This is a genomic window from Saccharopolyspora flava, assembly GCF_900116135.1.
GTDB lineage: Bacteria > Actinomycetota > Actinomycetes > Mycobacteriales > Pseudonocardiaceae > Saccharopolyspora > Saccharopolyspora flava.
The window spans coordinates 14534-38433 of the sequence record NZ_FOZX01000004.1 but is presented as its reverse complement, the minus strand read 5'-3'; the positions used below and the strand labels follow the sequence as shown (position 1 = coordinate 38433).

24 protein-coding genes are annotated in these 23900 nt (G+C 71.2%); 7 read left to right on the top strand and 17 right to left on the bottom strand.

Annotated elements, in window-relative coordinates:
• Positions 1-158: 158 nt before the first annotated feature.
• From BM424_RS13530 to BM424_RS13515, 4 genes are all read left to right on the top strand, one after another.
• Entirely contained in the window at positions 159-1091 is a 933-nt protein-coding gene (locus BM424_RS13530) for a S66 peptidase family protein (RefSeq protein WP_093417193.1), read from the top strand.
• A gap of 35 nt (positions 1092-1126) precedes the next feature.
• A complete protein-coding gene (locus BM424_RS13525; protein WP_245775838.1) occupies positions 1127-1351 on the top strand; it encodes a hypothetical protein in 225 nt (74 codons plus the stop codon).
• Positions 1348-1668, top strand: coding sequence for a type II toxin-antitoxin system PemK/MazF family toxin (locus BM424_RS13520; RefSeq protein ID WP_093417190.1), 321 nt, complete (start codon positions 1348-1350; stop codon positions 1666-1668). Before BM424_RS13525 ends, BM424_RS13520 begins: the two co-directional genes overlap by 4 nt.
• 234 nt (positions 1669-1902) lie before the next feature.
• Positions 1903-2532 (top strand): nucleoside/nucleotide kinase family protein, encoded by a 630-nt coding sequence (locus BM424_RS13515; protein ID WP_093417187.1) that lies wholly within the window; start codon positions 1903-1905, stop codon positions 2530-2532.
• 111 nt (positions 2533-2643) lie between these two features.
• Here the strand turns inward: BM424_RS13515 and nikE are convergent, their stop codons facing one another.
• The 11 genes from nikE to BM424_RS13460 form a co-directional block, all read right to left on the bottom strand.
• Complete coding sequence (nikE, locus tag BM424_RS13510; protein ID WP_093417186.1) at positions 2644-4224, bottom strand: nickel ABC transporter ATP-binding protein NikE; 1581 nt, start codon at positions 4222-4224, stop codon at positions 2644-2646.
• The gene (locus BM424_RS13505; protein ID WP_093417183.1) at positions 4221-5120 is read right to left on the bottom strand and encodes an ABC transporter permease; all 900 of its coding nucleotides are present in this window, start codon (positions 5118-5120) and stop codon (positions 4221-4223) included. Before BM424_RS13505 ends, nikE begins: the two co-directional genes overlap by 4 nt.
• The gene (locus tag BM424_RS13500) at positions 5117-6154 is read right to left on the bottom strand and encodes an ABC transporter permease (RefSeq protein ID WP_093417181.1); all 1038 of its coding nucleotides are present in this window, start codon (positions 6152-6154) and stop codon (positions 5117-5119) included. Before BM424_RS13500 ends, BM424_RS13505 begins: the two co-directional genes overlap by 4 nt.
• A gap of 4 nt (positions 6155-6158) precedes the next feature.
• On the bottom strand, positions 6159-7952 hold the full coding sequence (locus tag BM424_RS13495) for an ABC transporter substrate-binding protein (RefSeq protein ID WP_093417178.1): 1794 nt from the start codon (positions 7950-7952) through the stop codon (positions 6159-6161).
• A gap of 134 nt (positions 7953-8086) precedes the next feature.
• Positions 8087-8809, bottom strand: a complete 723-nt coding sequence (locus BM424_RS13490; RefSeq protein ID WP_093417176.1) for an Imm1 family immunity protein — start codon at positions 8807-8809, stop codon at positions 8087-8089.
• Positions 8810-8934: 125 nt separating this feature from the next.
• Positions 8935-9561 (bottom strand): TetR/AcrR family transcriptional regulator, encoded by a 627-nt coding sequence (locus BM424_RS13485; RefSeq protein WP_093417173.1) that lies wholly within the window; start codon positions 9559-9561, stop codon positions 8935-8937.
• A 111-nt stretch (positions 9562-9672) separates the two neighbouring features.
• The gene (locus BM424_RS13480) at positions 9673-10440 is read right to left on the bottom strand and encodes an enoyl-CoA hydratase/isomerase family protein (RefSeq protein WP_245775837.1); all 768 of its coding nucleotides are present in this window, start codon (positions 10438-10440) and stop codon (positions 9673-9675) included.
• Between the two features lie 94 nt (positions 10441-10534).
• Positions 10535-10744 (bottom strand): helix-turn-helix domain-containing protein, encoded by a 210-nt coding sequence (locus tag BM424_RS13475; protein ID WP_093260265.1) that lies wholly within the window; start codon positions 10742-10744, stop codon positions 10535-10537.
• 188 nt (positions 10745-10932) lie between these two features.
• Positions 10933-12561 (bottom strand): ABC-F family ATP-binding cassette domain-containing protein, encoded by a 1629-nt coding sequence (locus tag BM424_RS13470; RefSeq protein WP_093417168.1) that lies wholly within the window; start codon positions 12559-12561, stop codon positions 10933-10935.
• Between the two features lie 185 nt (positions 12562-12746).
• Complete coding sequence (locus tag BM424_RS13465; RefSeq protein WP_093417167.1) at positions 12747-13421, bottom strand: acVLRF1 family peptidyl-tRNA hydrolase; 675 nt, start codon at positions 13419-13421, stop codon at positions 12747-12749.
• The gene (locus BM424_RS13460) at positions 13418-14929 is read right to left on the bottom strand and encodes a deoxyguanosinetriphosphate triphosphohydrolase family protein (RefSeq protein WP_093417164.1); all 1512 of its coding nucleotides are present in this window, start codon (positions 14927-14929) and stop codon (positions 13418-13420) included. The genes BM424_RS13465 and BM424_RS13460 overlap by 4 nt, the downstream gene beginning before the upstream one ends.
• Before the next feature lie 62 nt (positions 14930-14991).
• Here BM424_RS13460 and BM424_RS13455 point away from each other — a divergent pair, with 62 nt between their 5' ends.
• On the top strand, positions 14992-16188 hold the full coding sequence (locus BM424_RS13455; protein WP_245775836.1) for a lycopene cyclase family protein: 1197 nt from the start codon (positions 14992-14994) through the stop codon (positions 16186-16188).
• A 331-nt stretch (positions 16189-16519) separates the two neighbouring features.
• Positions 16520-18337, top strand: a complete 1818-nt coding sequence (locus BM424_RS13450; RefSeq protein ID WP_093417162.1) for a GGDEF domain-containing protein — start codon at positions 16520-16522, stop codon at positions 18335-18337.
• An 83-nt stretch (positions 18338-18420) separates the two neighbouring features.
• Here the strand turns inward: BM424_RS13450 and BM424_RS13445 are convergent, their stop codons facing one another.
• Positions 18421-19137 (bottom strand): SDR family oxidoreductase, encoded by a 717-nt coding sequence (locus tag BM424_RS13445; RefSeq protein WP_093417159.1) that lies wholly within the window; start codon positions 19135-19137, stop codon positions 18421-18423.
• Positions 19138-19235: 98 nt separating this feature from the next.
• Between BM424_RS13445 and BM424_RS13440 the strand changes: the two genes are divergently transcribed.
• Positions 19236-19595, top strand: a complete 360-nt coding sequence (locus BM424_RS13440) for a MerR family transcriptional regulator (RefSeq protein ID WP_093417158.1) — start codon at positions 19236-19238, stop codon at positions 19593-19595.
• 102 nt (positions 19596-19697) lie between these two features.
• Here BM424_RS13440 and BM424_RS13435 read toward each other — a convergent pair whose 3' ends face one another.
• Genes BM424_RS13435 through sufD form a run of 5 tightly spaced genes read right to left on the bottom strand, consistent with a single transcriptional unit; the run spans position 19698 to position 23899 of the window.
• Positions 19698-20099, bottom strand: coding sequence for a metal-sulfur cluster assembly factor (locus BM424_RS13435; protein ID WP_093417155.1), 402 nt, complete (start codon positions 20097-20099; stop codon positions 19698-19700).
• 31 nt (positions 20100-20130) lie between these two features.
• The gene (sufU, locus tag BM424_RS13430; RefSeq protein WP_093417153.1) at positions 20131-20571 is read right to left on the bottom strand and encodes a Fe-S cluster assembly sulfur transfer protein SufU; all 441 of its coding nucleotides are present in this window, start codon (positions 20569-20571) and stop codon (positions 20131-20133) included.
• A gap of 20 nt (positions 20572-20591) precedes the next feature.
• Positions 20592-21890, bottom strand: coding sequence for a cysteine desulfurase (locus tag BM424_RS13425; protein WP_093417150.1), 1299 nt, complete (start codon positions 21888-21890; stop codon positions 20592-20594).
• Positions 21887-22660 (bottom strand): Fe-S cluster assembly ATPase SufC, encoded by a 774-nt coding sequence (gene sufC / locus BM424_RS13420; RefSeq protein ID WP_093417148.1) that lies wholly within the window; start codon positions 22658-22660, stop codon positions 21887-21889. Before sufC ends, BM424_RS13425 begins: the two co-directional genes overlap by 4 nt.
• Before the next feature lie 54 nt (positions 22661-22714).
• A complete protein-coding gene (sufD, locus tag BM424_RS13415; RefSeq protein WP_093417145.1) occupies positions 22715-23899 on the bottom strand; it encodes a Fe-S cluster assembly protein SufD in 1185 nt (394 codons plus the stop codon).
• Position 23900 lies beyond the last annotated feature (1 nt).

Below are 23900 nucleotides of genomic sequence, written 5' to 3'. Positions count from 1 at the left end.
GTTTTGTACATCACCTTCCCGTGCAACGCGGTGACCTGGGCAGACCCTCCCGCGCGAGAGCGTGTTCGCTGTCGGTGAACTGCGGCGCGGCGCGCTGACTGCCGATACGCTCGCGGCAAGATCAGCGGTGTTCGAACCGACCGGGATGGAGCACGCCGATGAGCACGCGCGAACTGACCCGCCCGCCGAGGCTGCACCCGGGTGACGTGGTGGCGGTGGTCGCCCCGGCCGGGCCGGTGCCCACCGAGCTGCTGGAGACCGGGCTCGCCCTGCTGCGCGACTGGGGCCTGGAGGTCCGCGTCGGCAAGCACGTGCTGGACCGCCACTCGCGGCTGGACTACCTCGCAGGTGCCGACGCCGACCGGGCCACCGACCTGCAGCGCGCCTGGTGCGACCCGGAGGTCAAGGCGGTGTTCTGCGCGCGCGGCGGCTACGGGTGCCTGCGGATGATCGACCACCTGGACTTCGGCGAGCTGGCGACGGCCACGCCGAAGATCCTCGTCGGCTCCAGCGACGTCACCGCCCTGCACGAGGTGTTCGCCGCCGAGCTGGGGCTGGCGACGATCTTCGGGCCGATGATCGCGACCAAGGCGTTCGTCCACGACGACAAGGCGCGCGACCACCTGCGCCGCACCCTGTTCGCGCCGGAGGGCGTGACGATCCTGACCGGCCGCCACGCCGCGACGATGGTGCCCGGGCGCGCGCTGGGCGTCACCTACGGCGGCAACCTGAGCCTGCTCGCCGGATCGCTGGGCGCGGGCCTGGCGGCCCGTCCGCCGGAGCGCGGCATCGCGCTGCTGGAGGACGTCACCGAGGAGCCCTACCGTCTCGACCGGTTCCTGATCCAGCTGATCCGCGCGGGCTTCTTCCGGGGCGCCACCGGGATCGCGCTGGGCTCGTGGACCGACTGCGGCCCGATGGACGAGGTCCGCGCGATGCTGGAGGACCTCCTCGGCGACCTCGGCGTCCCGATCCTCTGGGAACTGGGCTTCGGCCACTGCGAAGCCCAGCGCACCGTCCCCCTCGGCGTCGCAGCCGAACTCGACGCCGACGCCCAACGCCTCTCCATCCTCCAACCCGCCCTGCGGTAGGGCTCGCGTATTACAAATTGCGATACACTCGGGGCATGGGAACTCTCAACGTGCGCACCGATGAGGCGATGGAGACCGCGCTCAAGGCGTTAACGGGAGAACGCGGCAGCCGCACCGAAGCCGTGCGCTACGCGCTTCTGCGCGCGTACAAGGAGCAGCTGCTCGAGCAGGCGTCGGAGGACGCCGAGCGCCTCAAGGACGACCCCGAAGACCAGGCCGAGATGCTGGCGATACAGCGCTTCATGGGGGTCACCGAGTGATCTTCAAGGGCGCCGTGTGCGAGATCAAGGCCATGCCGGGCGCTCGTGGACACGAACAGCAGGGCCGTCGATACGCGTTGATCATCCAGTCCGGCCGCTTTTCGACGAGCACGATCACCGTCGCGATGACGTCCACGAGCGCCGGCGAGGCCATCTATCGACCGGTGATCGAGCTCAACGGCTCCAAGACCCGGATCCTGACCGACCAGATCTACTCGGTCTCCCCGGACCGCCTCGGCTCCTTCGAGGGTTCACTGGGATCAGCCGAGCTCGCGGACCTGGATCGAGCGCTGCTCCTGCGCTTCGGACTCATCTGACGCAGACCCCCTCTGCGCCCCGCCCCTGCGTAGGGGTGCGCAGTTTTCATGAAAACTGTCCCACCCCACGAGACCCCACCCCTGAGGACGGGGTTCTTGGGTGGGGGAAGTTTTCATGAAAACTTCGCTTCTCCCAGGACTCCTGGGGTGGGGGAAGTTTTCATGAAAACTTCGCCTCTCTCGGGAGCCCGGGGGTGGGGAGGTTCTCATGAAAACCTCGCGTAGGTTCGGGGTGTGCGTGTGCGGGCGATCTCTCCTGAGGCACTGGTGGACGAGGTGGTCGAGCGGGTCGACGCCCTGCCCGGGCGGTGGCTGCGGGTGGCCGTCGACGGGGCCGAGGCCGCGGGAACCGGCGAGTTCGCGGACCGGCTGGTCTCCCCGCTGCGCGAGCGGGGCCGCGAGACCGTGCGGGTGCGGGCGGCGGACTACCTGCGTCCCGCGTCGGTGCGCTTGGAGCACGGGCACCACGATCCGGACTCCTACTACCTGTCCTGGTTCGACACCACGGGCCTGGCCCGCGAGGTCCTGCGCCCGCTCGCCGCGGACGGCACCGGGCGGGTGCTGCCCGCGCTGTGGGATCCCGACGCCGACCGCTCCCCCCGACTGAACCGGGTCTCGCTGCCGGAGCGCGGTGTGGCCGTCGTCGACGGCCCGCTGCTGCAGGGCGTCGGCCTGGACTTCGACCTCGTCGTGCACCTCTGGCTCTCCGACGGAGCGCTGCGGCGCCGCACCCCGGAGGACCGCCACTGGACGCTCCCGGCCTTCCACCGCTACGCCGAGGAGGTCGACCCCACCTCCCTGGCGGACCTCGTTGTCCGCGTCGACCACCCCGACCGCCCGGCGATCATCGACGCGTTCGGCTGAGCGTCCGCCGGGGCCGTTGCGCAGCCGTCACGACAGTTTTAGCCATAACTGTCCGGACAAAAAGGACATTGATCATGGGTGATTATGGCTAAAACTGTCGCCATGCCGGAGTCACGCCACCCCGCGCGAGGTGCTCGGAACGGCGGCGAGCAGGGTCTTGGTGTAGTCGTGCTGGGGGTCGAGGAGGACCTGCTCGACGGTGCCGAGCTCGACGATCTCGCCCTGGTACATCACCGCCACCCGGTCGGCGATGTTCCACGCCAGGCCCAGGTCGTGGGTGATCACCAGGGTCGACAGGCCCCGCTCGACGCGCAGGCCCAGCAGCAGCGAGAGGATCTCGCCGCGAACCGTGGCGTCCAGCGACGCGACCGGCTCGTCGGCGATGAGCACCTCCGGCTCCAGCACCAGCGCCCCGGCGATCACCACGCGTTGACGCTGACCGCCCGAGAGCTCCTGCGGGAACCGGGACAGGAACTTCTCCGCCGGCCGCAGCTCCGCCGCCTCCAGCGCCGCCGTCACCCGGCCCGGCTCGTCATCGGTGATGCCGTGGATCCGCAGCCCCTCGGCCACCGCCTCGTAGACGGTGTGCCGCGGATTGAGCGCACCCGTCGGGTCCTGCAGCACCAGCTGCACCTTGCGCCGGTAGTCCCGCAGCGCCGCCGACCCCGTCGGCAGCGGCTCCCCGCCGAAGCGCACCTCGCCGCCGGTGGGCCGCTGCAGCCCGAGCAGCGTGCGCGCCAGCGTCGTCTTGCCCGACCCGGACTGCCCCACCAGCGCGACGATCTCGTTGCCGCCCACCTCCAGGTCGACCCCGCGCACCGCGCGCACGGCCTTGCCTGCCCGGCTGCGGAAGGTCACCTCCACGCCCGAGGCCGACAGCAGCGGCTCACCGGCCGCGCCTCCCCCGGTGAGCCGGAACCGGCTGTCGCCCACCGTCGGGAACGCCTCGGCCAGCGCCTTGCTGTGCTCGTGCTGCGGCCGGGTCATCACCTGCTCGGTCGGCCCGTGCTCGACGACCTCGCCCCGGTACATCACCGCCAGCCGCTCGCAGGTCGCCGACAGCACCGACAGGTCGTGGCTGATCATCACCAGCGCGATGCCGCGCTCGGCGACCAGCCGCCGCAGCAGCTCCAGCACCTGGGCCTGCACCACGACGTCCAGCGCCGTGGTGGGCTCGTCGGCGATGATCAGCCGCGGATCGCAGGCCAGCGCCATCGCGATCATGACCCGCTGCTTCTGACCGCCGGAGAGCTCGTGCGGGTAGGCGCCCGCCCGGTCGGCGGGCAGCTCCACCTGCTCCAGCAGCTCCGCGACCTTCGGCTTGAGATCGCCCTTGCCGCCGTGCAACCGGATCGGCTCGGCGATCTGCTCGCCGATGGTGCGCACCGGGTTCAGCGCGTGCATCGCGCCCTGGAACACCACCGACGCACCGGCCCAGCGCACCGCGCGCAGCCGGCCGAAGCTCATCTCGCGCACGTCCTCGCCGTCGAGCAGCACCTCGCCGTCGACGCGGGCGGTGCGCGGCAGCAGCCGCAGTACCGACATCGCCACGCTCGTCTTGCCGCAGCCGGATTCGCCTGCCAGACCGAGGGTTTCGCCCGGTTCCAGGCTCAGGTTCACCCCGGACACGGCGGGTTCACTCGCGCCGCCGTAGGTGATCGACACGTCGCGCAGTCGCAGAATCGGACTCACCGCCGCCCCCGCAGCCTCGGGTTGAACACCGCTTCCAGCGCCCGGCCGCACAGCGTGAAACCGAGCACCACCAGCACGATTCCCAGACCCGGCGGCAGCAGGTACCACCAGGCCCCGCCGGTGACCGCGCCGGTGTCCATCGCCGACTTCAGCATCGTCCCCCAGGACACCCGGCTGGGATCGCCGAGACCGAGGAAGGACAGCGTGGATTCGGCGATGATCGAGCTCGCCACGGCCAGCGTGGTGTTGGCGAACACCAGCGGCAGCACGGCGGGCAGCACGTGCTTGACGATGACGTGCCCGTGCCCGGCGCCGAGCGCCCGGGCGCGTTCGATGTAGGGCCGCGCTTCGATGGTGAGCGTCTGCGCGCGCACCACCCGCGCGGTGTGCGGCCAGGACGTCACGCCGATGGCCAGCACGATCGTCCACAACCCGCGTTCGAGCACCGTCGACAGCGCGATCGCCAGCACCAGCGACGGCAGCACCAGGAAGAAGTCGGTGAGGCGCAGCAGGATTCGCGCGGTCCAGCCGCCGAAGTGCGCCGCCAGAACGCCGACCAGCGCGCCGATGCACACCGACAGCACCGCCGCCGACAGCCCGACGACCAGCGACACCCGCGCACCCCACCAGGTCAGCAGCAGCACCGACCGGCCGGATTCGTCGGTGCCCAGCGGGTATTCGGCGCTGGGCGCCTGCAGCGCCGCCCCGGTCGCGCGGGTGACGTCCAGCCCGCTGGAGTCGGTGAGCACCGGCGCCAGCAGCGCCAGCAGCACGATCGCGGCCAGCAGGACCAGGCCCGCCAGGCCCGCGCGGTCGGCGCGGAAGACCCGCCAGCCCTCGGCGAGGCGCTCCTTGCGGCGCGCGCGCACGACCTGGGACGCGGTGGGAGCGCTCATGATTCACGCACCCGGGGGTCGATGACCCGGTAGAGCAGGTCGGCCAGCACGTTCATCACCACCACGCTCCCCGCCAGCACGATGAAGATGCCCTGCAGCAGCGGGAGGTCCGGCACCCGCAGGGCTTCGAAGGTCAGCAGTCCGAGACCGGGCCAGGAGAACACCGTTTCGACGGTGATCGCACCGGCGATCACCAGACCAAGCCGCAGGAAGATCAGCGTCACGGTCGGCAGCAGCGCGTTCGGCACGGCGTGCCTGCTGCGCACCAGGTCCTCGCGAAGTCCCTTGGCGCGCGCGGTGGTCAGGTAGTCCTCGCCCATCTCCTCCAGCAGCGAGGAGCGCATCACCATCAGGTACTCGGCGTAGATGACGGCGAGCATCGTCAGCACCGGCAGCACCATGTGGTGCGCGACGTCGAGGACCTGCGGCAGCAGTCCCGGCGGCGTGTCCGGGCTGGAGATGCCGCCGACCGGGAACAGCCCGGGGATCGGGCCGACCCCGACGCCGAAGGCCATCAGCACGATCAGACCGAGCCAGAACGTCGGCACCGACCACAGCGCCAGTGCCACCGAGCTCGCGGTCTTGTCGAACGCCCCGCCGTGCTTCCACGCGGCCCGCGACCCCATCCACAGCCCCAGCAGGATCGCCAGCACGGTGGCCGTGCCGACCAGCAGCAGCGTGGGCCCGACGCGTTCGAGGATCAGCTCGCCCACCGGGCGGCTGTAGGTGTAGGACGTGCCCAGATCGCCGCGCAGCAGGTTGCCGAGGAAGTCCAGGAACTGCTTCCACAGCGGCTGATCCAGCCCGAGCCGCTCCCGCAGGTCGGCGATCTGCTGCGAGGTCATCGGCGCGCCGCGGGTCATGGTACGCACCGGATCGCCGGGCATCACTCGGAACAGGAAGAAGCCGAGCACCGCCACCAGCAGCAGGCTCACCAGCCCGCCGCCGATCTTGCCGCCGACGAAGCGCAGCAGCCGGCCTCCGTTGCCGGAGGCCGGTTCCTGCGCGTCCACAGTGGTCAGGAGATCCGACACGCGGTCACTCCCGGTCGTCCGCGGTGGCCCGGCGCCGCACCACGACCACCGCGCCCACCAGCACGATCACCACGACCAGCCCGCCCAGCACCCAGGCGACGGTGGTGTAGTCCGTGCCGCCGGAGCCGTTGACGGCCTGCTCGGTGGGTTCGGCGCCGTAGTAGCCCCAGTAGCCCTGCTGGCCGGTGATCACGCCCTCGGTGGCCGGCTGCAGCTGGAAGCCGTTGTAGCGGTCGCTGCGGTAGGCCTCCAGCGAGTTGCCGTAGTACAGCACCAAACCGGTGGCCTGCTCGTAGAACCGCGATTGCAGCTGCTTGACCAGCTCGATCCGCTTGGCGGGGTCGAACTCGGCGAGCTGCTTGTTGTAGAGGTCGTCGTAGACCGGGTCGCACTGCAGCGTGTCCGGGGTGCCGTTGCCGTCGGGCGTGGGCCGGGCGCCGCAGGTCTGCAGCCGCAGCACGTAGTCCGGGTCGGGGTTGGCCGACCAGCCGCTGATGACCATGTCGAAATCACCGGCGGTGGTGCGGTCGTTGAGCTGGTTGTCCGACACCGGCTGCAGCGCGACGTTGATGCCCAGGTCCGCGAGCCAGCGCTTGACGAACTCACCGACCTGCGCGTCGCTGGCCTCGTCGCCGTGCAGCACGAAGTCGAAGTTCAGCGGCTCGCCCTGCGGCGTGCGGCGGATCCCGTCGGGGCCGCGCGCGTAGCCGGCCTCGTCGAGCATCCGGTTGGCGGCGGCCGGGTCGAAGGTGCGCGGCTGCGGCGGGTTCCAGTGGTAGTCGCTGAAGATCGGCGGCAGGTATCCCCCGCCGACCTGCCCGTACCCGCCGAGAACCCGGTCCACGAGCGCCTTGCGGTCGATGCCGAGGTCGATGGCCTGCCGGACGCGCAGGTCCTTCAGCGCCGGGTGCCCGGTGCCGATCGGCTGGTTCTCGCTGTTGGTGGCGCCGGGGTTGAGGATCATCTCGTAGAACCGGCGGCCCTGGCCCTTGACCTGCTTGATGTCGGGCTGGTCGGCGAGCGCGTCGTACTGCGCGGGCGTGAGCTTCTGGACCACGTCCACGTCGCCCTTGCGCAGCGCCTGCACGGCGGCGTCGCTGTTCTTGAACTGGATGAACTGCAGCTCGGCGACCTTCGGCGCGCCCCGCCAGAAGCGCGGGTTGGCGGTGAGGGTGACGTCCTGCTCGGCCCGGTACCCGGTGAGGGTGTAGGGGCCGCTGCCGACGACGGGCATCTGGTCGTTGGCGAAGTTCGCGACGTCGGTGACCTTCGACCACACGTGCTCGGGCACGATCGGCGCGTCGATGGCCAGCATCGTGGCCTGCGGCGTCTTGGTGCGGATCACCAGCGTCTGATCGTCGGGCGCGGTGACCTGCTCGAAGTTCTCCACGAAGTTGCCGTTGGCGGTGGCCGCGGCCGGATCGCTCATCATCCGGTTGTAGGTGTAGGCGGCGTCGCGCGCGGTCACCGGCGCGCCGTCGGACCAGGTGACACCCGGCCGGATGTGGAAGGTCCAGGTGAGCTTGTCCGGTGTGGACTCCCACCGCTCCGCCAGCTCCGGCTCGACGCCGAAGTCCTGGGCGTTGTAGGTGGTCAGCGTCGGGTAGATCGCCCGGAAGATGTCCGTGGCAGCCAACGAGTACCCCAGGAACGGGTTCAGCGAGTCGATCTGCTGCTGCAGTCCGACGCGCAGCACGGCGCCCTGCGGGCGTTGCCCGTCCTCCTGCGCCGAAACCGGTGTCGGCAGCAGCAAGCCGACCAGCAACGCAGCCCCCAGCGCGACGAGTCGTCTACGCACGTGCGGCCCCCTTCATCCTCGCGCGAATGGAAAGAAGGAACCACCTTGTGCCGCTGTTAGTCAATGGTTCACGACGGGTTGTCGCCAACCCGCGTCACGCGCGGTCGCGAAACCGTTACCCGCGCGTCGCGGAACTACAGGTCACCCCAGCGCGCGGGCTGCCACTGCACGCATTCCGGCCGCGCGCCCGTCCGGGTGAACTCGTCGAGGGCCGCGCGAAGTTCACGGAACGGCAACACGGCGCTGCGCGGGAACTTCAGCGTGCTGCCCGCGTCGAAGGCCAGCGCGGGCGCGTCCGGCGACGGCTGCGGGTTGCAGGTGTGCCAGGACGTCATCTCGCCCTCGTCGTCCTCCTCGGTGAAGTTGAGGACTCCGAGCTCGCTGTCCGCGTCGGTGACGACCCGGATCTGCTCGTACGGGCCGGGCGCGTCGGGGTCGGCGTGCGGCCGGTCCCAGACGTAGACGTGCCCGGCGGCCGGGCTCGGCGAGCGCAGCAGCTTGTCGACGAGCTCGGACTTGTCGTCCTCGCTCTGCGCGTAGTGCCGCTCGCCGTCGATGACCGCGGTGGTGACGGTGACGCCGAGCTCGGTGTTGCGGGCGCCGATCGCCTCCGCCTTGAGCCCTTCCAGGCAGGTCCGGGCCTCGGTCAGCGCCTTCATCGCCGCGCCCTGGTGGTAGACCAGATCACCCCAGTACGGGTGGCCGAGGACCTTGTTGAGGTCGTCGTAGACGGCGCGGGTCTCGTCGATCAGCTTGTCCAGGGCATCGACCGGCACGTCGGTCAAACGCGCGAAGACCACAGCCGGCGGCTCCAGCATCGCGTGCGGGTCGGGCTCGTCCTGTGCTGGATTCGACATGCCTTCCCTGCATCCACTTCGATCACGGGCACCAGCGCGGGCGCCCAAGCCGAGCTCGTTCGCATCGAGGCTACCGCGCGTCATCCGGCGGTCTCGCAGCGCATCCGGATGATCTTCGAACGACCTCAACCGGCCCAGTCGGTGAGCACTTCCAGCGCCCCGTGATCCCGGGTCGCGGCCAGCGACAGCAGCGCGCGGCCGATCCCGTCGGCGTCGTCGAGACCGAGTTCGCCGACGAGATCCCGCGGCAGGCTCAGCGCGGACAGCGCGACCCCGAGCATCCCGGCGTCGAGGAGCCCGGCGCCGCGACGGCTGATCCGGCGGCCGACCGCGGAGTGCAGCTGGACGGCGGTGTCGACGCTCGCCCGGCTGATCCGCCCCAGCAGCGCGCGGACCTCCGGGTTGCGCACGCCCTCCAGGTGCAGCTCGAACAGCGCGAGGAACTGGGCGCGGGCGTTGCCCGACATGCGGTGCAGCATCGCCGCGTACAGGGCGGTGACGTGATCGGGCCCGACGTCGTCGGGGATGTGGGTGCAGAGCGCTTCGAGGGCGGCGACGTGCCGCTCGGCGAGGTGGTGCGCGATCGCCTCGAACAGGGCGTTGCGCGTCGGGTAGTAGTTCTTGGTGGTGCCCTCCGGGACGCGAGCCTCGCGATCGATCGCACGATGCGTCAGCCCGCGGCCGCCGTCCCGTGCGAGCACCTCGGTGGCGGCGTCGGCGAGCAGTTCCCGACGGTTTCCTCGCTGCGTCATGCATCCCCTAGATCTCGCTCGAGTTGACCAAGATCGTATCCCCGTCACCACGTCAGTGGTGCGAAGGCACGCGGGGGACCCGCAGCGCAAAGCGCTATTAGCAGTGGTTGATCACTCGAGGGCGCCGAGCTGCTGGGCGAGCTCGGCGATGCGGCGCAGCTGGGCGGCGCGTTCGGCCGCGAGCTGCTGCTCGGGATCGACGGCCTCGTCGGCCAGCGCCAGCAGCGACAGCGTCTCGCGCACCGCGCCCTCCGGTGGCACCGACACCGCCTCGACCAGACCGTCGACCGCCGCGTCCAGCTGATCGGGCGCCACGACCCGGTTGGCCAGGCCGATCCGGAACGCCTCCTCGGCGTCGACCTCCCGGCCGGTCACGCAGATCTCCACGGCACGCGCGTACCCGACGGCGCGCACCAGCGGCAGCGTGCCGCCGAGATCGGGCACCAGCCCGAGCCCGGTCTCGGCCATCCGCAGCCGCGCGTCGTCGGCCAGCACCCGCAGGTCGCAGGCCAGGGCCAGCTGGAACCCGGCCCCGATCGCGTGCCCCTGAACGGCGGCGATCGTGACCCGGTCGGGCTCGCGCAACCAGCTGAACGCCTGCTGGTAGCCGGCGATCTCGGCGTCGGACTGCTCGGTGGGGCGCTCGGCCAGCGCCGCCAGGCCCGGAGCACCGTCAGCCCCGTCGGGGCTGAACATCCTCCGGTCCAGGCCGGCCGAGAACGCCCGACCGGCCCCGCGCAGCACGACGACCCGGATCTCCGCACCCAGCGATCGGCCGATCTCCCGCAACGCCTGCCAGGTGTGCGGGGTTTGCGCGTTGAGCTTGTCCGGGCGGTCCAGCGTGATGGTGGCACGCCGCCCGTGGATCGTGAGCCCCACACCGCCACGATCCAACAGGCCGGCGTCCACTACCGACTCCGCCAAGCGGACCTCCAGTGGTGACGGCGCGACCGGAGCCGGTCGGCCGCCGAGTTCACTTCTTCTTGGACCGGGTCGCCCCGCCGCGGCCCCGCAACTGCACGCCTGATTCGCTCAGGACCCGGTGCACGAAGCCGTAGGACCGGCCGGTCGACTCAGCCAGTGCGCGGATGCTCGCCCCCTTCTCGTACTTCTTTCTCAGATCACTGGCCAGCTTGTCGCGCGCGCTTCCCGTAATGCGCGCGCCCTTCTTCAGCTCAGCCACGGTGTCCCCGCCTTCCCTCTGAGCAGGTCGGGCCTCGCGACCCCTGTCAGCGCAATGATCGAACAGGAAAGGCCCGAACGCCAGGCGATCATGGAAAAAAGATCGGCCATCGGTCGAGATGAGGGGGCGGCGATCACCGGAATGCACTAATCCATCCGTAGTAGCAGCCCGGCGAGATGCACGGAGCGCTACGCCAACTGGACCAAGTCCAGGTATTCGGCCGACCAGTGGTCCTCGGTGCCATCCGGCAACAGGATGACCCGTTCGGGCTCCAGTGCTTCCACCGCACCCGGGTCGTGCGTGACCAGCACGACCGCCCCGGTGAAGTTGCGCAGCGCGTCGAGGACCTGCTCGCGGCTGGCCGGGTCGAGGTTGTTCGTCGGCTCGTCCAGCAGCAGCACGTTGGCCTGGCTGGAGACCAGGCCGGCCAGTGCCAGCCGGGTCTTCTCACCGCCGGAGAGCGTGCCCGCGGGCTGCTGCAGCTGCTCGCCCTGGAACAGGAACGTGCCCAGCAGGTTGCGCAGCTGCTGCTCGGGGGCGTCCGGCGCGGCGGTGCGGACGTTCTCCCAGACCGTGGCGTCGTGGTCCAGCGTCTCGTGCTCCTGCGCGAAGTAGCCGATGCGCAGGCCGTGACCTGGGACGACCTCGCCGGAATCCGGGGTCTCCTGGCTGCCCAGCAGCCGCAGCAGGGTCGTCTTGCCCGCGCCGTTGAGGCCCAGCACCACGACCTTGGAGCCGCGGTCGACGGCCAGGTCGACACCGCTGAAGATCTCCAGCGAGCCGTAGGACTTGGACAGGCCGTCGGCGGTGAGCGGCGTCTTGCCGCAGGGCGCCGGGTCCGGGAAGCGGATCTTGGCGACCTTCTCGGCCGCCTGCTCGGTCTCGGCCGAGGCCAGCAGCTTCTCGGCGCGCTTGGCCATGTTCTGCGCGGCGACGGCCTTGGTGGCCTTGGCGCGCATCTTGTCGGCCTGCGACATCAGCGCCGAGGCCTTCTTCTCGGCGTTGGCGCGCTCGCGGCGGCGGCGCTTCTCATCGGCCGCGCGGGCGTCCTGGTAGCGGGTCCAGTCCATGTTGTAGACATCGGCCTCGCCGCGGATCGCGTCGAGGAACCACACCTTGTTGACCACCGCCGACAGCAGGTCGATGTCGTGGCTGATGACCACCAGACCGCCGTCGTGGTTCTTCAGGAAGTCCCGCAGCCAGCTGATCGAGTCCGCGTCGAGGTGGTTCGTCGGCTCGTCGAGCAGCAGCGTCGTCGCCGACCGGCCGCCCGGACCGGCCTCGGAGGCCGCGAACAGGATGCGGGCCAGCTCCACGCGGCGGCGCTGACCACCGGAGAGCGTGCTCAGCGGCTGGTTGAGCACCCGGTCCGGCAGGCCCAGGTTGCTGCAGATCCGCCCGGCCTCGCTCTCGGCGGCGTACCCGCCGCGGGCGCCGAAGCGCTCCTCCAGGCGGCCGTAGCGGTTGATGGCCTTGTCGCGCTCGCGGTCGTCGACCAGCTCGGCCATCGCCGTCTGCGCCTTCTCCATGTCGCGCAGCAGCTGGTCGAGGCCGCGCGCGGAGAGCACGCGGTCCTTGGCGGTGACGGTCAGGTCGCCCTCGCGCGGGTCCTGCGGCAGGTAGCCGAGCTCGCCGCGGCTGGTCACGTCGCCTGCGTGCGGCTGGCCCTCGCCCGCGAGGACCTTGAGCGTGGTGGTCTTGCCCGCGCCGTTGCGGCCGACCAGGCCGATCCGGTCGCCGGGCTGGACGCGCAGAGTGGCGTCGGACAGCAGGATGCGGGAACCGGCGCGCAGTTCCAGGCCGGTGGCTGAGATCAAGGAGAACTCCGAAGATGAGGTGGTCTGCGTGGCATGAGTGCGCCCACCGGCGAGAACGGGTGGGCGTGCGGGGCGCGTGCGCTAGGAGACGCGCGGCGTGGCGCGCGAACGCACCAGGAATCGCTTGCTGACCACGTCCTCCACTGTACCGGTCGCCCGCCACCGGATTTCCGGTGCGGTGAAGCTCACCGCGGGTCGCGGATCTCGATCTCGACGGCGACGGCCCGCGCCGCGGCCTCGTCGAGGACCGCGCGGCGGGGCTCGGGGACGTCGAGGACCCGCTGCTCGGCGCGGTCGAGCAGGCCGGTCAGCCTGCGGTCCTCGCGCAGCGCCTGCAGCGCCTTGTGGTCGCCGCCGAGGACGAGGCCGTCGAGCCGGTCGGCCTCCGGCAGCAGCGTCCGGGCCACGGCGTCGGCGGCCGAGGCCAGCGAGCGGGCCGACTGGCCCTCGCGGCGGCGCGCGAAGCGCTGCTGCGACCAGCCGCCCGCCTTGTTGCGGCCGTGCACCAGGTGCCGGTCGGTGCTGGAGGACTCCACCACCCCGTCGACCGCGACGCCCACGCTGTGCGCGCCGAGCCGCACCAGCACCAGGCCGATCCGGCGGGACGCCGAGACGTGCTCGACCAGCGACGACACCGCCAGCCCGGGCTGCTCGCCGTGCGGCTCCGGCAGGTCCCCGAAGGGCACGGCCACCGTCGCCGTCGCGCCGTCGCCCGCCGTGACCAGCACCGTCCGCGGTTCCAGCAGGGTCGTGGCGGCGCCGTCGTGCTGGGCGGCGAAGCGCTCGAACCAGCCCTGCACGCGCCGCGGCGCCACCTCCACCGCCCGGCCGCCGCCGGCGAGCTCGCGGACCCGGCTCACAGGACGAAGGTGTCGTTCCACAGCTGCGTGGTGCGGCCCGACAGGGCCTCCAGCAGCGCGGCGGCCTGGTCGTCGGTGAGCGAGGCGACGAAGTCGATCACCGCGCGGCCCCGGGCCAGCGTCGAGACCTCGACCCCCTCCGGCAGCAGCGCGGCGGGCAGCTCGTCGAACTCCTGGCGGGCCAGGTCCAGCAGGTCGCGCAGCCGGTGCGGGGCCACCTCGGCCTCGTCGATCAGCCACTCGTCGAGGGCCTCGACCAGGTTGCTGATCAGCCGGTCCTGGCCGCGCTGGTGCAGCGCCAGGTCGGGGCGCTGCAGCACGAAGTGCCGGTGCACGAACTTCAGGACCTGCACCTCGTGCCACTGCTCCGGCGCCAGCGACACGTGACCCGAGCGCGGCTCGACCTCCGGGTGCACCCGCACGCCCTCGACCAGCCGCCGGGTCCAGTCGCCGGAGAAGCGCACCACGGTCTGCTCGGCCTGCTGGGACCGGTCGAACGGCACCTCCAGCAGGTTGATCGCCAGGTCCGTGCGCACCTTCTTCACCGCGGCGGCGAAGGCCTCGTCGTCGGCGATCCACTCGTCCTTGTCGTGCAGCCGGCGCCGCAGCAGCTCCAGCGAGGCCCCGGGCCGGGGATCGCCGGGCCGCAGCTCGTCCTCGGCCGCGAACTCCACGCAGCGGCCGAGCCATTCCTGCAGCTCGTGGTGCACGGTCGTGAACTGCAGGATGCCGACGCGGTGGAAGTCCTCCAGGTCGTGGATCGCGTAGGCGATGTCGTCGGCGGTGTCCATCACCGACGCCTCGACGGTCTGCTGCCACTCCGGCACGGCCTTGTCGAACGGGCTGCGCGCGTCGACGAGGTCGTCGAGCTCGGTGCTGTAGGCGGAAAACTTCGCCGCCCCGCTGCCCGGCAGCTCGGCCGGTTCCGAGGCGCCGCGCGGCAGCCGCTCGGGCTCGTGCGGCACCGCCGAGTGCCGCGTCCACGGGTACTTCAGCAGCGCCGCGCGGACCGCGGCGGTCAGGTCCAGCCCGTTGCCCTCGGTGCCGCGCACGTCGATGCGGGTCACCACGCGGTAGGTCTGGGCGTTGCCCTCGAACCCGTCGGGCAGCGCGAAGCGCTCCCGCGCCAGCCGGTCCAGCACGCTCTCCCCCAGGTGCCCGAACGGCGGGTGCCCGAGGTCGTGGCCCAGCCCCGCGGCCTCGACGACGTCGAGGTCCAGGCCGCCGAGCTCCTCGACCTGGGCGCTGCTGACCGGATCGGCCAGCAGCCGCTCGGCGATGGCGCGCGCGACCTGGGCGACCTTGAGGCTGTGGGTGAGCCGGTTGTGCAGCAGCAGACCGGACCCGGACGGGCTGACGACCTGGGTGACCCCGCCCAGCCGGGCGAAGAACGCCGAGGCCGAGATCCGGTCGCGGTCGGCGCGGAACGGGCTCGCGGCCAGGTCACCGGGCATGGTGCGCCCGGTGCGATCGCTGCGGCGGGCTGCGCGTGGTGGCACTTCCTGCATGGACGCCACGTTATCGGCCAGCCACCCCGCGCCGCTCCCGGCGGGCGTGATCGAATGTTCGGGTGGCGGATGTCGTGGTGGTGGGCGCCGGACCTGCGGGTCGGGCGGCCGCCTCGGCCTGCAGCGATGCCGGGATGACCGTGGCGCTGGTGGATCCGGCGCCGCGCAGCGGCTGGGCGAGCACCTTCGGTTCCTGGGCCGACGAGCTGCCGCCCGGCGTGGTGGCGTCGGCGTCGGTGATGGAGCGGATGCGGCTGCGCGGCACCGGCGATCACCTGTGGCACCGGCCCTACGCGGTGCTGGACAACGACGCGCTGTGGAAGCAGCTGTGGCGCGCCGACATCACCGAGGTGACCGGCCGCGCGGTCGGCGCCGAGCACGGCCCGACCGGTTCCACCGTGGTCCTCAAGGACGGCAGGCGGCTGGCCGCCGGGGTGGTCGTCGACGCGACCGGGCCCGCGCGCACGCTCTGCGGCGGGCGTCCCCCGCACCCGCCCGCGCAGCAGACCGCGGTCGGCTGGGTCGTCGACTCGGCCACCGCCGCACCGCTGTGCGCGCCCGGCGAGGGCGTGTTCATGGACTGGAGCTCGGCGCCGCGCACCAGGGGCGGCTGGCCGACGTTCCTCTACGCCGTGCGGCTGGGGCCGGACCGGGTGCTGCTGGAGGAGACGTCCCTGGCGCGCCGTCCCGCGCTGCCGCTGGCGCTGCTGCGACGCAGGCTCGCCGGGCGGTTGAGCGACGCCGGGATCGACCCGGAGGCGCGGCTGGACGAGGAGCGGGTGCGGTTCCCGGTCGACGACCCGCTGCCCCGGCCGGGCCGGGTGGTGCCGTTCGGCGCCGCGGCCGGGTTCGTGCACCCGGCCAGCGGGTTCAGCGTGGCGCGGGCGCTGCGCTCGGCGCCGTGGCTGGCGGCGGCGCTCAGCGGCGGTCTGGCCACCGGGCCGGCCACCGCGGCGCGGGCGGGCTGGCAGGTGCTGTGGCCGACGGAGGCGGTGACCGCGCACGTGCTGCGGATGCGGTCGCTGCGCGCGCTGCTGTCGCTGCCGCCGGAGCTGGTGCCGGAGTTCTTCGAGGCGTTCTTCGCGCTGCCGGAGGCGCACCGGGTGGAGTTCCTGGCCGGGGAGGGCACCTTGGCTGGCACGGCGCGCGCCATGTCGGCGCTGTTCGCGCGCGTACCCTGGACCATCCGCCGTCGTCTCGTGCTGGGCGGGATGTCACTGGGACATCCGCCCGCGCGGCACGGACTCGGCGGAAGTTGATCTCGCATTTGTTCGCGAGCGGGAAAACCGGGTTGATTTCCTCCGCTTTTCCCGGGTGACGTGAGAATCGCAACGCCGTTTTTTCGAGTCGTCCATTTCATTGAACGTTCACGCAGCGTGCAAGGCGCTACCCGATAGGCTTTGCTCGTTGTCCACGCAGGGTGACCGATCCGATCCGAATTGCAAGATCAATTGAGGTACACGCCTCGTGCGGCTGATGTTCCACCCTGCTCAGGCACGCTAAGTTGGTCGGCGGGAATGGCGGCGCTCCGCCGACGAGGAGGAGCTGAGATGTCGGTGAACAGATCGTGAACACGGTCGCTGGAGAAGCATGAGTCGCGGCAACATCGACTCCGTGCTCGCGCTGGTGGACGAAGTTCGCTTCGCTTTCCAGCCATTGATCAACATCAAGACCGGTGCCATCGTCGCAGTGGAGGCGTTGGCCAGACCGGCGGGCGCGCACGTCCAGGACCTGTTCCGGGAAGCGGCGCGGCTGCGACGGCTCACCGAGCTCGATGTGGACCTGGCGGTCAAGGCGGTGCAGTCGGCCGCGGACCACGAGTCGCTGCTCCCGCTGCACCTCAACATCTTCGGCGGCACCGTCGTGCACGACCGCGAGCGGCTGCAGGCCCTGCGCGAGAAGCTGCGCGAGGCCGGCAGGCGCGAGCAGGAGATCACCCTGGAGATCGGTCCGCCGTTCGGCCGGATCGACACCGACCAGCTGCTGGAGAGCATCGGCAAGCTGCGCTCGGACGGCTTCCAGATCGCGCTCGACGGGGTCGGCGAAGGCGACGTCCCGCTGACCCTCATCGGCGACATCGGGCCCGCCACCATCAAGCTCGACCGCGCCGTCGTGCAGGGCCTGCCCGACGACCCGGCGCGCGTCGCCGTCGTCGAATCGGTCCGGCACCTGTGCGAGTCCACCGAGAGCCTGCTGGTCGCCGAGGGCGTCGAGAGCGACCGCCAGCTCAATTCGCTGCGCCGCAACGGCGTCCGCCTCGTGCAGGGCAACCTGCTGGCACCGGCCGGGCGCAGGCCGCCGACCGCCAGCACCGTGCCGGGCGTGGCCGCCGAGGTCACCGACCCGCACGCGCCGTCGCTGAACACCATCGCCAGCGGCCCGCGGGTCACCGAGTTCCTCTCCCCCGCGACGATGCTGTCCATCGACGCCACCGCCGACAAGGTCCGCGAGGTGCTGGCCGACCACACCGAGATCAGCGGCGTGGTGCTGGTCGACGAGCACAACCGGCCGCAGTTCACCATCGACCGCAACCGCTTCCTGCTCGCCGTCACCGGCCCCTACGGGCACGCCCTGCACGCCAAGCGCCCCGCCTCCCGGCTGGCCGACGAGCCGCGCGTGGTCACCACCGCCACCACGGCGATGGAGGCGCTGAGCATGGTCACCGGCTCCGACCAGTACCGGATGTACGACGACGCGATCGTCGTCGACGAGGCCGGGCGCTGCCTCGGCGCGGTGCGGGCCGGCGACCTCATCCGCGGCATGGCGGAGATGAAGGTCGAGGAGGCCGCCGCGCTGAACCCGCTGACCCGGCTGCCCGGCAGCGACGCCATCGCCCGCGACGTGTCCCGCCGCATCGCCGCCGAGGAGATCTTCGCGGTGAGCTGGCTGGACATCGACGGCTTCAAGACGATCAACGACACCGCCGGGTTCTCCGCGGGCGACGACCTGATCCGCTCGATCGGCCGCGGGCTCACCGACGCCGCGGCCTCGCTGTCGTCGGTGCAGGTCGGCCACGTCGGCGGCGACGACTTCCTGCTGGTCTCCGACCTCGACGACCTGGTGCCGCTGGCCGACGCGGTGCTCGGCCCGGCCCGGATGATCGGCGACACCGAGGTCACCCTGTCGCTGGCCACGCTGGTGTGCACCACGCAGACGGTCGCCGACTACGACCAGGCCTCCAGCAAGCTCGCCCCGCTCAAGGGCTCGGCGAAGCAGCTCACCGGCTCCAGCTGGGTGATGTCGAGACCCGGATCGGACCGGATAGAAGTCCTCCGGGGCCAGGCCGCGGGAGCATCCCCAGCACCCCCACCGCCGGCCGGTCCCCCACCGCAGTTCCCTCCCCCGGCATCCCCACCGCACGACTTCCCCACCCAAGACCCGGAACAGCGGCACCACGAACGGTTCTGAACAGCGAAGAGCCCCCGGTTCCCTTCTGGGACCGGGGGCTCTTCGCCGTTCAGACGTCGTGGCGGCGCATCCCGCTGACGCGTTCAGCCCTGCATCGCCCGGAGGTAGCCGTTGGGCTCGCCCGTCAGCGCGGCCTTCGCGGCCCGACTCTCGGCGTCGACGAGCACCTCGTCCGCGCCCGCCTCCAACCCGTCGAGCGAGGCGCGCACGACGTCCTCCGGCGCGATCTTCGGGATGTCGACCCCGGCGGAGAAGTCGGTGTCGACAGCACCGAAGTGCAGGCCCTGCACCGAGACGCCGGACGGAGCGAGTTCGGATCGCAGTCCGTTGGTCAGGCTCCACGCAGCCGATTTCGTCGCCGCGTAGGCACCGTTCTGCGGCGGTGAGAACCACGCGATGGCCGAGAGCACGTTGATGACGGCGCCGTGCGATGCGCGGAGCCCCGGTGCGAAGGCGCGGGTGAGCTCCCACGGTCCGAACACGTTCGTGTCGAACAGTCGCCGCGCGGACTCGGGGGACCCCGTCAGCAAGGACTCGAACACCACGGCACCGGCGTTGTTGACCAGGACGGTGGTGTCGCCGGCCGCGTCCGCGGCCGCGGTGATCCCACCGCGATCAGTGACGTCCAGCCGCACGACCTCCACGCGCGGGTCCCGGCTCAGCTCGGCGTCGACCGACAGCGGATCACGCACACCGGCGTAGACTCGGTCGGCTCCCCGGGCGAGGAACCCCGAGACGAATGCGCGCCCGATACCCCGGTTCGCCCCGGTCACGAAGACGGTCTGCCCGCTGACTCTCATCGAGTGCCCTCTCGTCGGTTCGCCTCGCCACCTGCGAGGCTCCGCCGAACGTAGGACCTCACATCCATGTGAGGGTCAAGTCATCGAAGGGATCGGAGATGAAGATCGGAGAACTCTCCCGCGTCACGGGTGTGAGCGTCCGATCGCTGCGCTACTACGAGGAGCAGCGGCTGCTCGCGGCCGACCGCACGGCGACGGGGCAGCGCGTCTACACCGCGGACGCCCCGGACCGGGTGCGGCTGATCCAGTGCCTCTACTCGGCGGGTTTGCCCAGCAGCTCCATCGCGCTGCTGTTGCGCTGCGAGTCGACGGGCCACGTCAGCGCCGGGATGATCGACGAGGTGCGCGGGCAGCGCGAGCGCATCGCGCGACGGCTCGAGCAGCTGACCGAGGCGGCTGCCAGGCTCGACGCCCTCGTGGACACCATGACGTCGGCGGCCGACGGCACTCCTCGATGAGGAAGCGGCAGCCGCCGAAAGCCCGTTCTCGTCCTGCCGGAGCACCAGCAGAAGACCCCCTGACCCGCGCATTCGCGGATCAGGGGGTCTTCGTGCGCGTTCTCAGACGGTGAAGCCGAGGGCGCGGAGCTGCTCGCGGCCCTCTTCGGTGATCTTCTCCGGGCCCCACGGGGGCATCCAGACCCAGTTGATCCGGAAGTCGGAGACGACACCGCCGCCCGGGCCGCCGGTGAGGGCGGAGCGGGCCTGGTCCTCGATGACGTCGGTCAGCGGGCAGGCCGCCGAGGTCAGCGTCATGTCCACGGTGGCGGAGTTGTCCTGCTCCACCCGCACGTCGTAGACCAGACCGAGGTCCACCACGTTGATGCCCAGCTCCGGGTCGACGACGTCGCGGAGGGCTTCCTCGACGTCCTCGACCTTGGCGACCTCGGCGGCCGGGGCGGCCTGCTCGGGCAGGGCGTCGGCAGTGCGCGCCTCGTCCTGCACCTGGGTCTCGTCGCTCACTTTGCCTCCTGAAAGTCTGTTGGCACCGGGCTCACGCGCGGGAGACGGCGTCCTTGAACGCCATCCAGCCCAGCAGCGCGCACTTGACCCGCATCGGGTACTTGGCCACGCCCGCGAAGGCGATGGCGTCCTCGAGCACGTCCTCGTCGGGCTCGACCTTGCCGCGGCCGTGCATCAGCTCGCTGAACGCGGCCTCGGTCTCGAGGGCCTCCTTGAGCGGCTTGCCGACGACGAGGTCGGTCAGCACCGACACCGCCGCCTGGCTGATCGAGCACCCCTGCCCCGCGTACGAGACGTCCTCGACCTTGGCGCTCTCGCCCTCGCCGGTCAACCGGACCCGCAGCGTCACCTCGTCCCCGCAGGTCGGGTTGACCTGGAAGGACTCGGCGTCGAACGGCTCCCGCAGTCCGTGCCGGTGCGGATTGCGGTAGTGGTCCAGGATGATCTCCTGGTACATCTGCTCAAGCTGCATGTGCGCCAGTCCTCGGCGGTTCAGGCGACGCCGAAGAAGCGCTGCGCCTCGCGCACCGCGTCCACCAGCGCCTTGACCTCGTCCAGTTCGTTGTACAGGTAGAACGACGCGCGAACGGTCGCGGGAATTCCCATCCGCCGGTGCAGCGGCCAGGCGCAGTGGTGGCCCACCCGGACCTCCACGCCCTGGTCGTCGAGCACCTGGCCGGCGTCGTGCGGGTGCACGCCGTCGATCACGAACGACACGGCGCCACCGCGGTTGTCGGTGCTGGTGGGCCCGATGATGCGCACGCCCTCGATCGCGCCGAGCTCGCGCAGCGCGGTCTCGGTCAGCGCGTGCTCGTGCGCGGCGACCCGGTCCATGCCCACCTCGGTGAGGTAGTCCACGGCCGCGCCCAGCCCGACGACCTGCGAGGTCATCGGCACGCCCGCCTCGAACCGCTGCGGCGGCGGGGCGAACGTGGAGCGCTCCATGTGCACCAGCTCGATCATCGAACCGCCGCTGATGAACGGAGGCATCCCGTCCAGCAGCTCGCGGCGGCCGTAGAGCACGCCGACACCGGACGGGCCGAGCATCTTGTGCCCGGAGAACACCGCGAAGTCCACGCCCATCGCCTTGAAGTCCACCGGCGCGTGCGGCACCGACTGGCAGGCGTCGAGCACGGTCAGCGCACCCACCTCGTGGGCGCGGCGGATGATCTCCTCACCGGTGTTGACGGTGCCCAGCACGTTGGACTGGTGGGTGAAGGCCACGACCTTCGCCCGCTCGGAGATCACCGAGGCCACGTCGGAGGTGTCCAACCGGCCTTCGTCGGTGACGCCGAACCAGCGCAGCGTGGCACCGGTGCGCTCGCACAGCTGCTGCCACGGCACCAGGTTCGCGTGGTGCTCCATCTCGGTCACCACGACCTCGTCGCCGGGGCCGAGGCGGAAGCGCTCGGCTTCCGCCCCGGCCGTCGCGGCGTTGCTCATGGCGTAGGCGACGAGGTTCACGCCCTCGGTGGCGTTCTTGGTGAACACCACCTCGTCATCCCCGACGCCGACGAAGCGCGCGATGCGTTCCCGCGCGCCCTCGTAGGCGTCCGTGGCCTCCTCGGCCAGCTGGTGCGCGCCGCGGTGCACGGCGGCGTTGGAGGTCTCCAGGAAGGAGCGCTCCGCGTCGAGCACCTGGCGCGGCCGCTGCGAGGTCGCCCCGGAGTCGAGGTAGACCAGGCGCTTGCCGTCGCGGATGGTGCGCCCGAGGATCGGGAAGTCCGCGCGGATCTGTGCCACGTCCAGTGGGGTGCTCGCACCAGTGGTGCGAAGAGGCTGCTGGGTCATGACTGGGCGGCCGCCTCCTTCTTGCCGGTGAACCGCACGTAGCCGTTGGCCTCGAGCTCGTCGGCGAGCTCGGCGCCACCGGACTCGACGACCTTGCCGTCGGCGAAGACGTGCACGCGGTCCGGGGTGATGTGCTTGAGGATCCGGGTGTAGTGGGTGATCAGCAGAACACCCTTGTCGCCCTTGGCCTTGAAGCGGTTCACGCCGTCGGACACGACGCGCAGCGCGTCGACGTCGAGACCGGAGTCGGTCTCGTCCAGAACGGCGAACTTCGGGTCGAGCAGGTCCAGCTGCAGGATCTCGTGGCGCTTCTTCTCACCGCCGGAGAAGCCCTCGTTGACGCTGCGCTCGGAGAAGGACGGGTCGATGTCCAGGTCGGACATCGCCTGCTTGACCTCCTTGACCCAGTGCCGGATCTGCGGGGCCTCGCCGCGCACGGCGGTGGCCGCGGTGCGCAGGAAGTTCGACATCGACACGCCCGGCACCTCGACCGGGTACTGCATGGCGAGGAACAGGCCCGCGCGGGCGCGCTCGTCGACCGACATCTCCAGGACGTCCTCGCCGTCGAGCAGCACCGTGCCCGAGTCGATCTGGTACTTGGGGTGACCGGCCAGCGCGTAGGCCAGGGTCGACTTGCCGGAGCCGTTGGGGCCCATGATGGCGTGGATCTGACCGGAGTCGATGGTCAGGTTGACGCCCTTGAGGATCGGCTTGGCGCCTTCCTCGGTGAGGACCGAACCGTGCAGGTCCTTGATCTCCAGGGTGGCCATTTCTTCTCGTTCTCCTGGTGTGGTGGTACCGAAAGTCTGGGAATCGACGTGGCGTCAGGCGCCGACGACGGCGAGCTCTTCCTCGATCTCGGCCTCCAGGCGCTCGCGCACCTCGGGGACGTTGATCTTCTGCAGCAGCTCGCCGAAGAAGCCGCGCACGACCAGGCGCCGGGCCTGGTCCTGCGGGATGCCGCGGGCCTGCAGGTAGAACAGCTGCTCGTCGTCGAACCGGCCGGTGGCGCTGGCGTGGCCGGCTCCCTCGATCTCGCCGGTCTCGATCTCCAGGTTCGGGACCGAGTCGGCCCGCGCACCTTCGGTCAGCACCAGGTTGCGGTTGAGCTCGTAGGTGTCGGTGCCCTCGGCCGCGGCCTGGATCAGCACGTCGCCGATCCACACCGAGTGGGCCGAGTCGCCCTGCAGCGCGCCCTTGTACAGGACGTTGCTGCGGCAGTTGGGCACGTTGTGGTCGACCAGCATCCGGTGCTCGAGGTGCTGGCCGGCGTCGGCGAAGTAGAGGCCGAGCAGCTCGGCGTCGCCGCCCTTGTCCGCGTAGTTGACCGTGGTGTTCACCCGCACCAGGTCGCCGCCGAGGGTGACGGCGAAGTGGCGGAACACCGAGTCGCGGCCGAGGGTCGCGTGCTCGGAGCTGACCTGCGTGGCGTCGTCGGCGAAGTCGTGGATGGACACGACCCGCAGCTGGGCGCCGTCGGCGACGACGAACTCGACGTTGTCGCCGATGGTGCCGGAGCCGCGGTAGTCGAGGACCACGACGGCCTCGGCGAACTGCTCCGCGTGGATCTGCACGTGGCCGAAGGCGACCTGGTCCGCGCCGGGGCCGTCGATGGTGACGGTGATCGGCCCGGCGGGCTTGGTCTCCTTGGGCACGGTGACCACGGTGGCCTCGGTGAACGAGCTCCACGCCTGGGCGGCGACGCGGTCGGCGGGCACGCCGCCCTTGCCGATGCGCGCGTCGTCGCGACCCACGGTCTCCACGGTGGCCTCACCGGTGACCTGGACCTTGATGCTGCCGGTCGCGGTCGCGGTGCCGTCGTGCAGGCCCTTCAGGCGCTTCATCGGGGTGAACCGCCAGTCCTCCTCACGACCGCCGGGGACCTCGAAGGCCTCGACGTCGTAGGAGCGGAAGCGCTCCCCGCGGGAGGCCTGCGGAACGACAGGCCCCCCGTGGGAGTGCTCGGTCAGCCCGTGCTGCTGCTGGGCGTCGGTTTCGGTGGTGCTCATC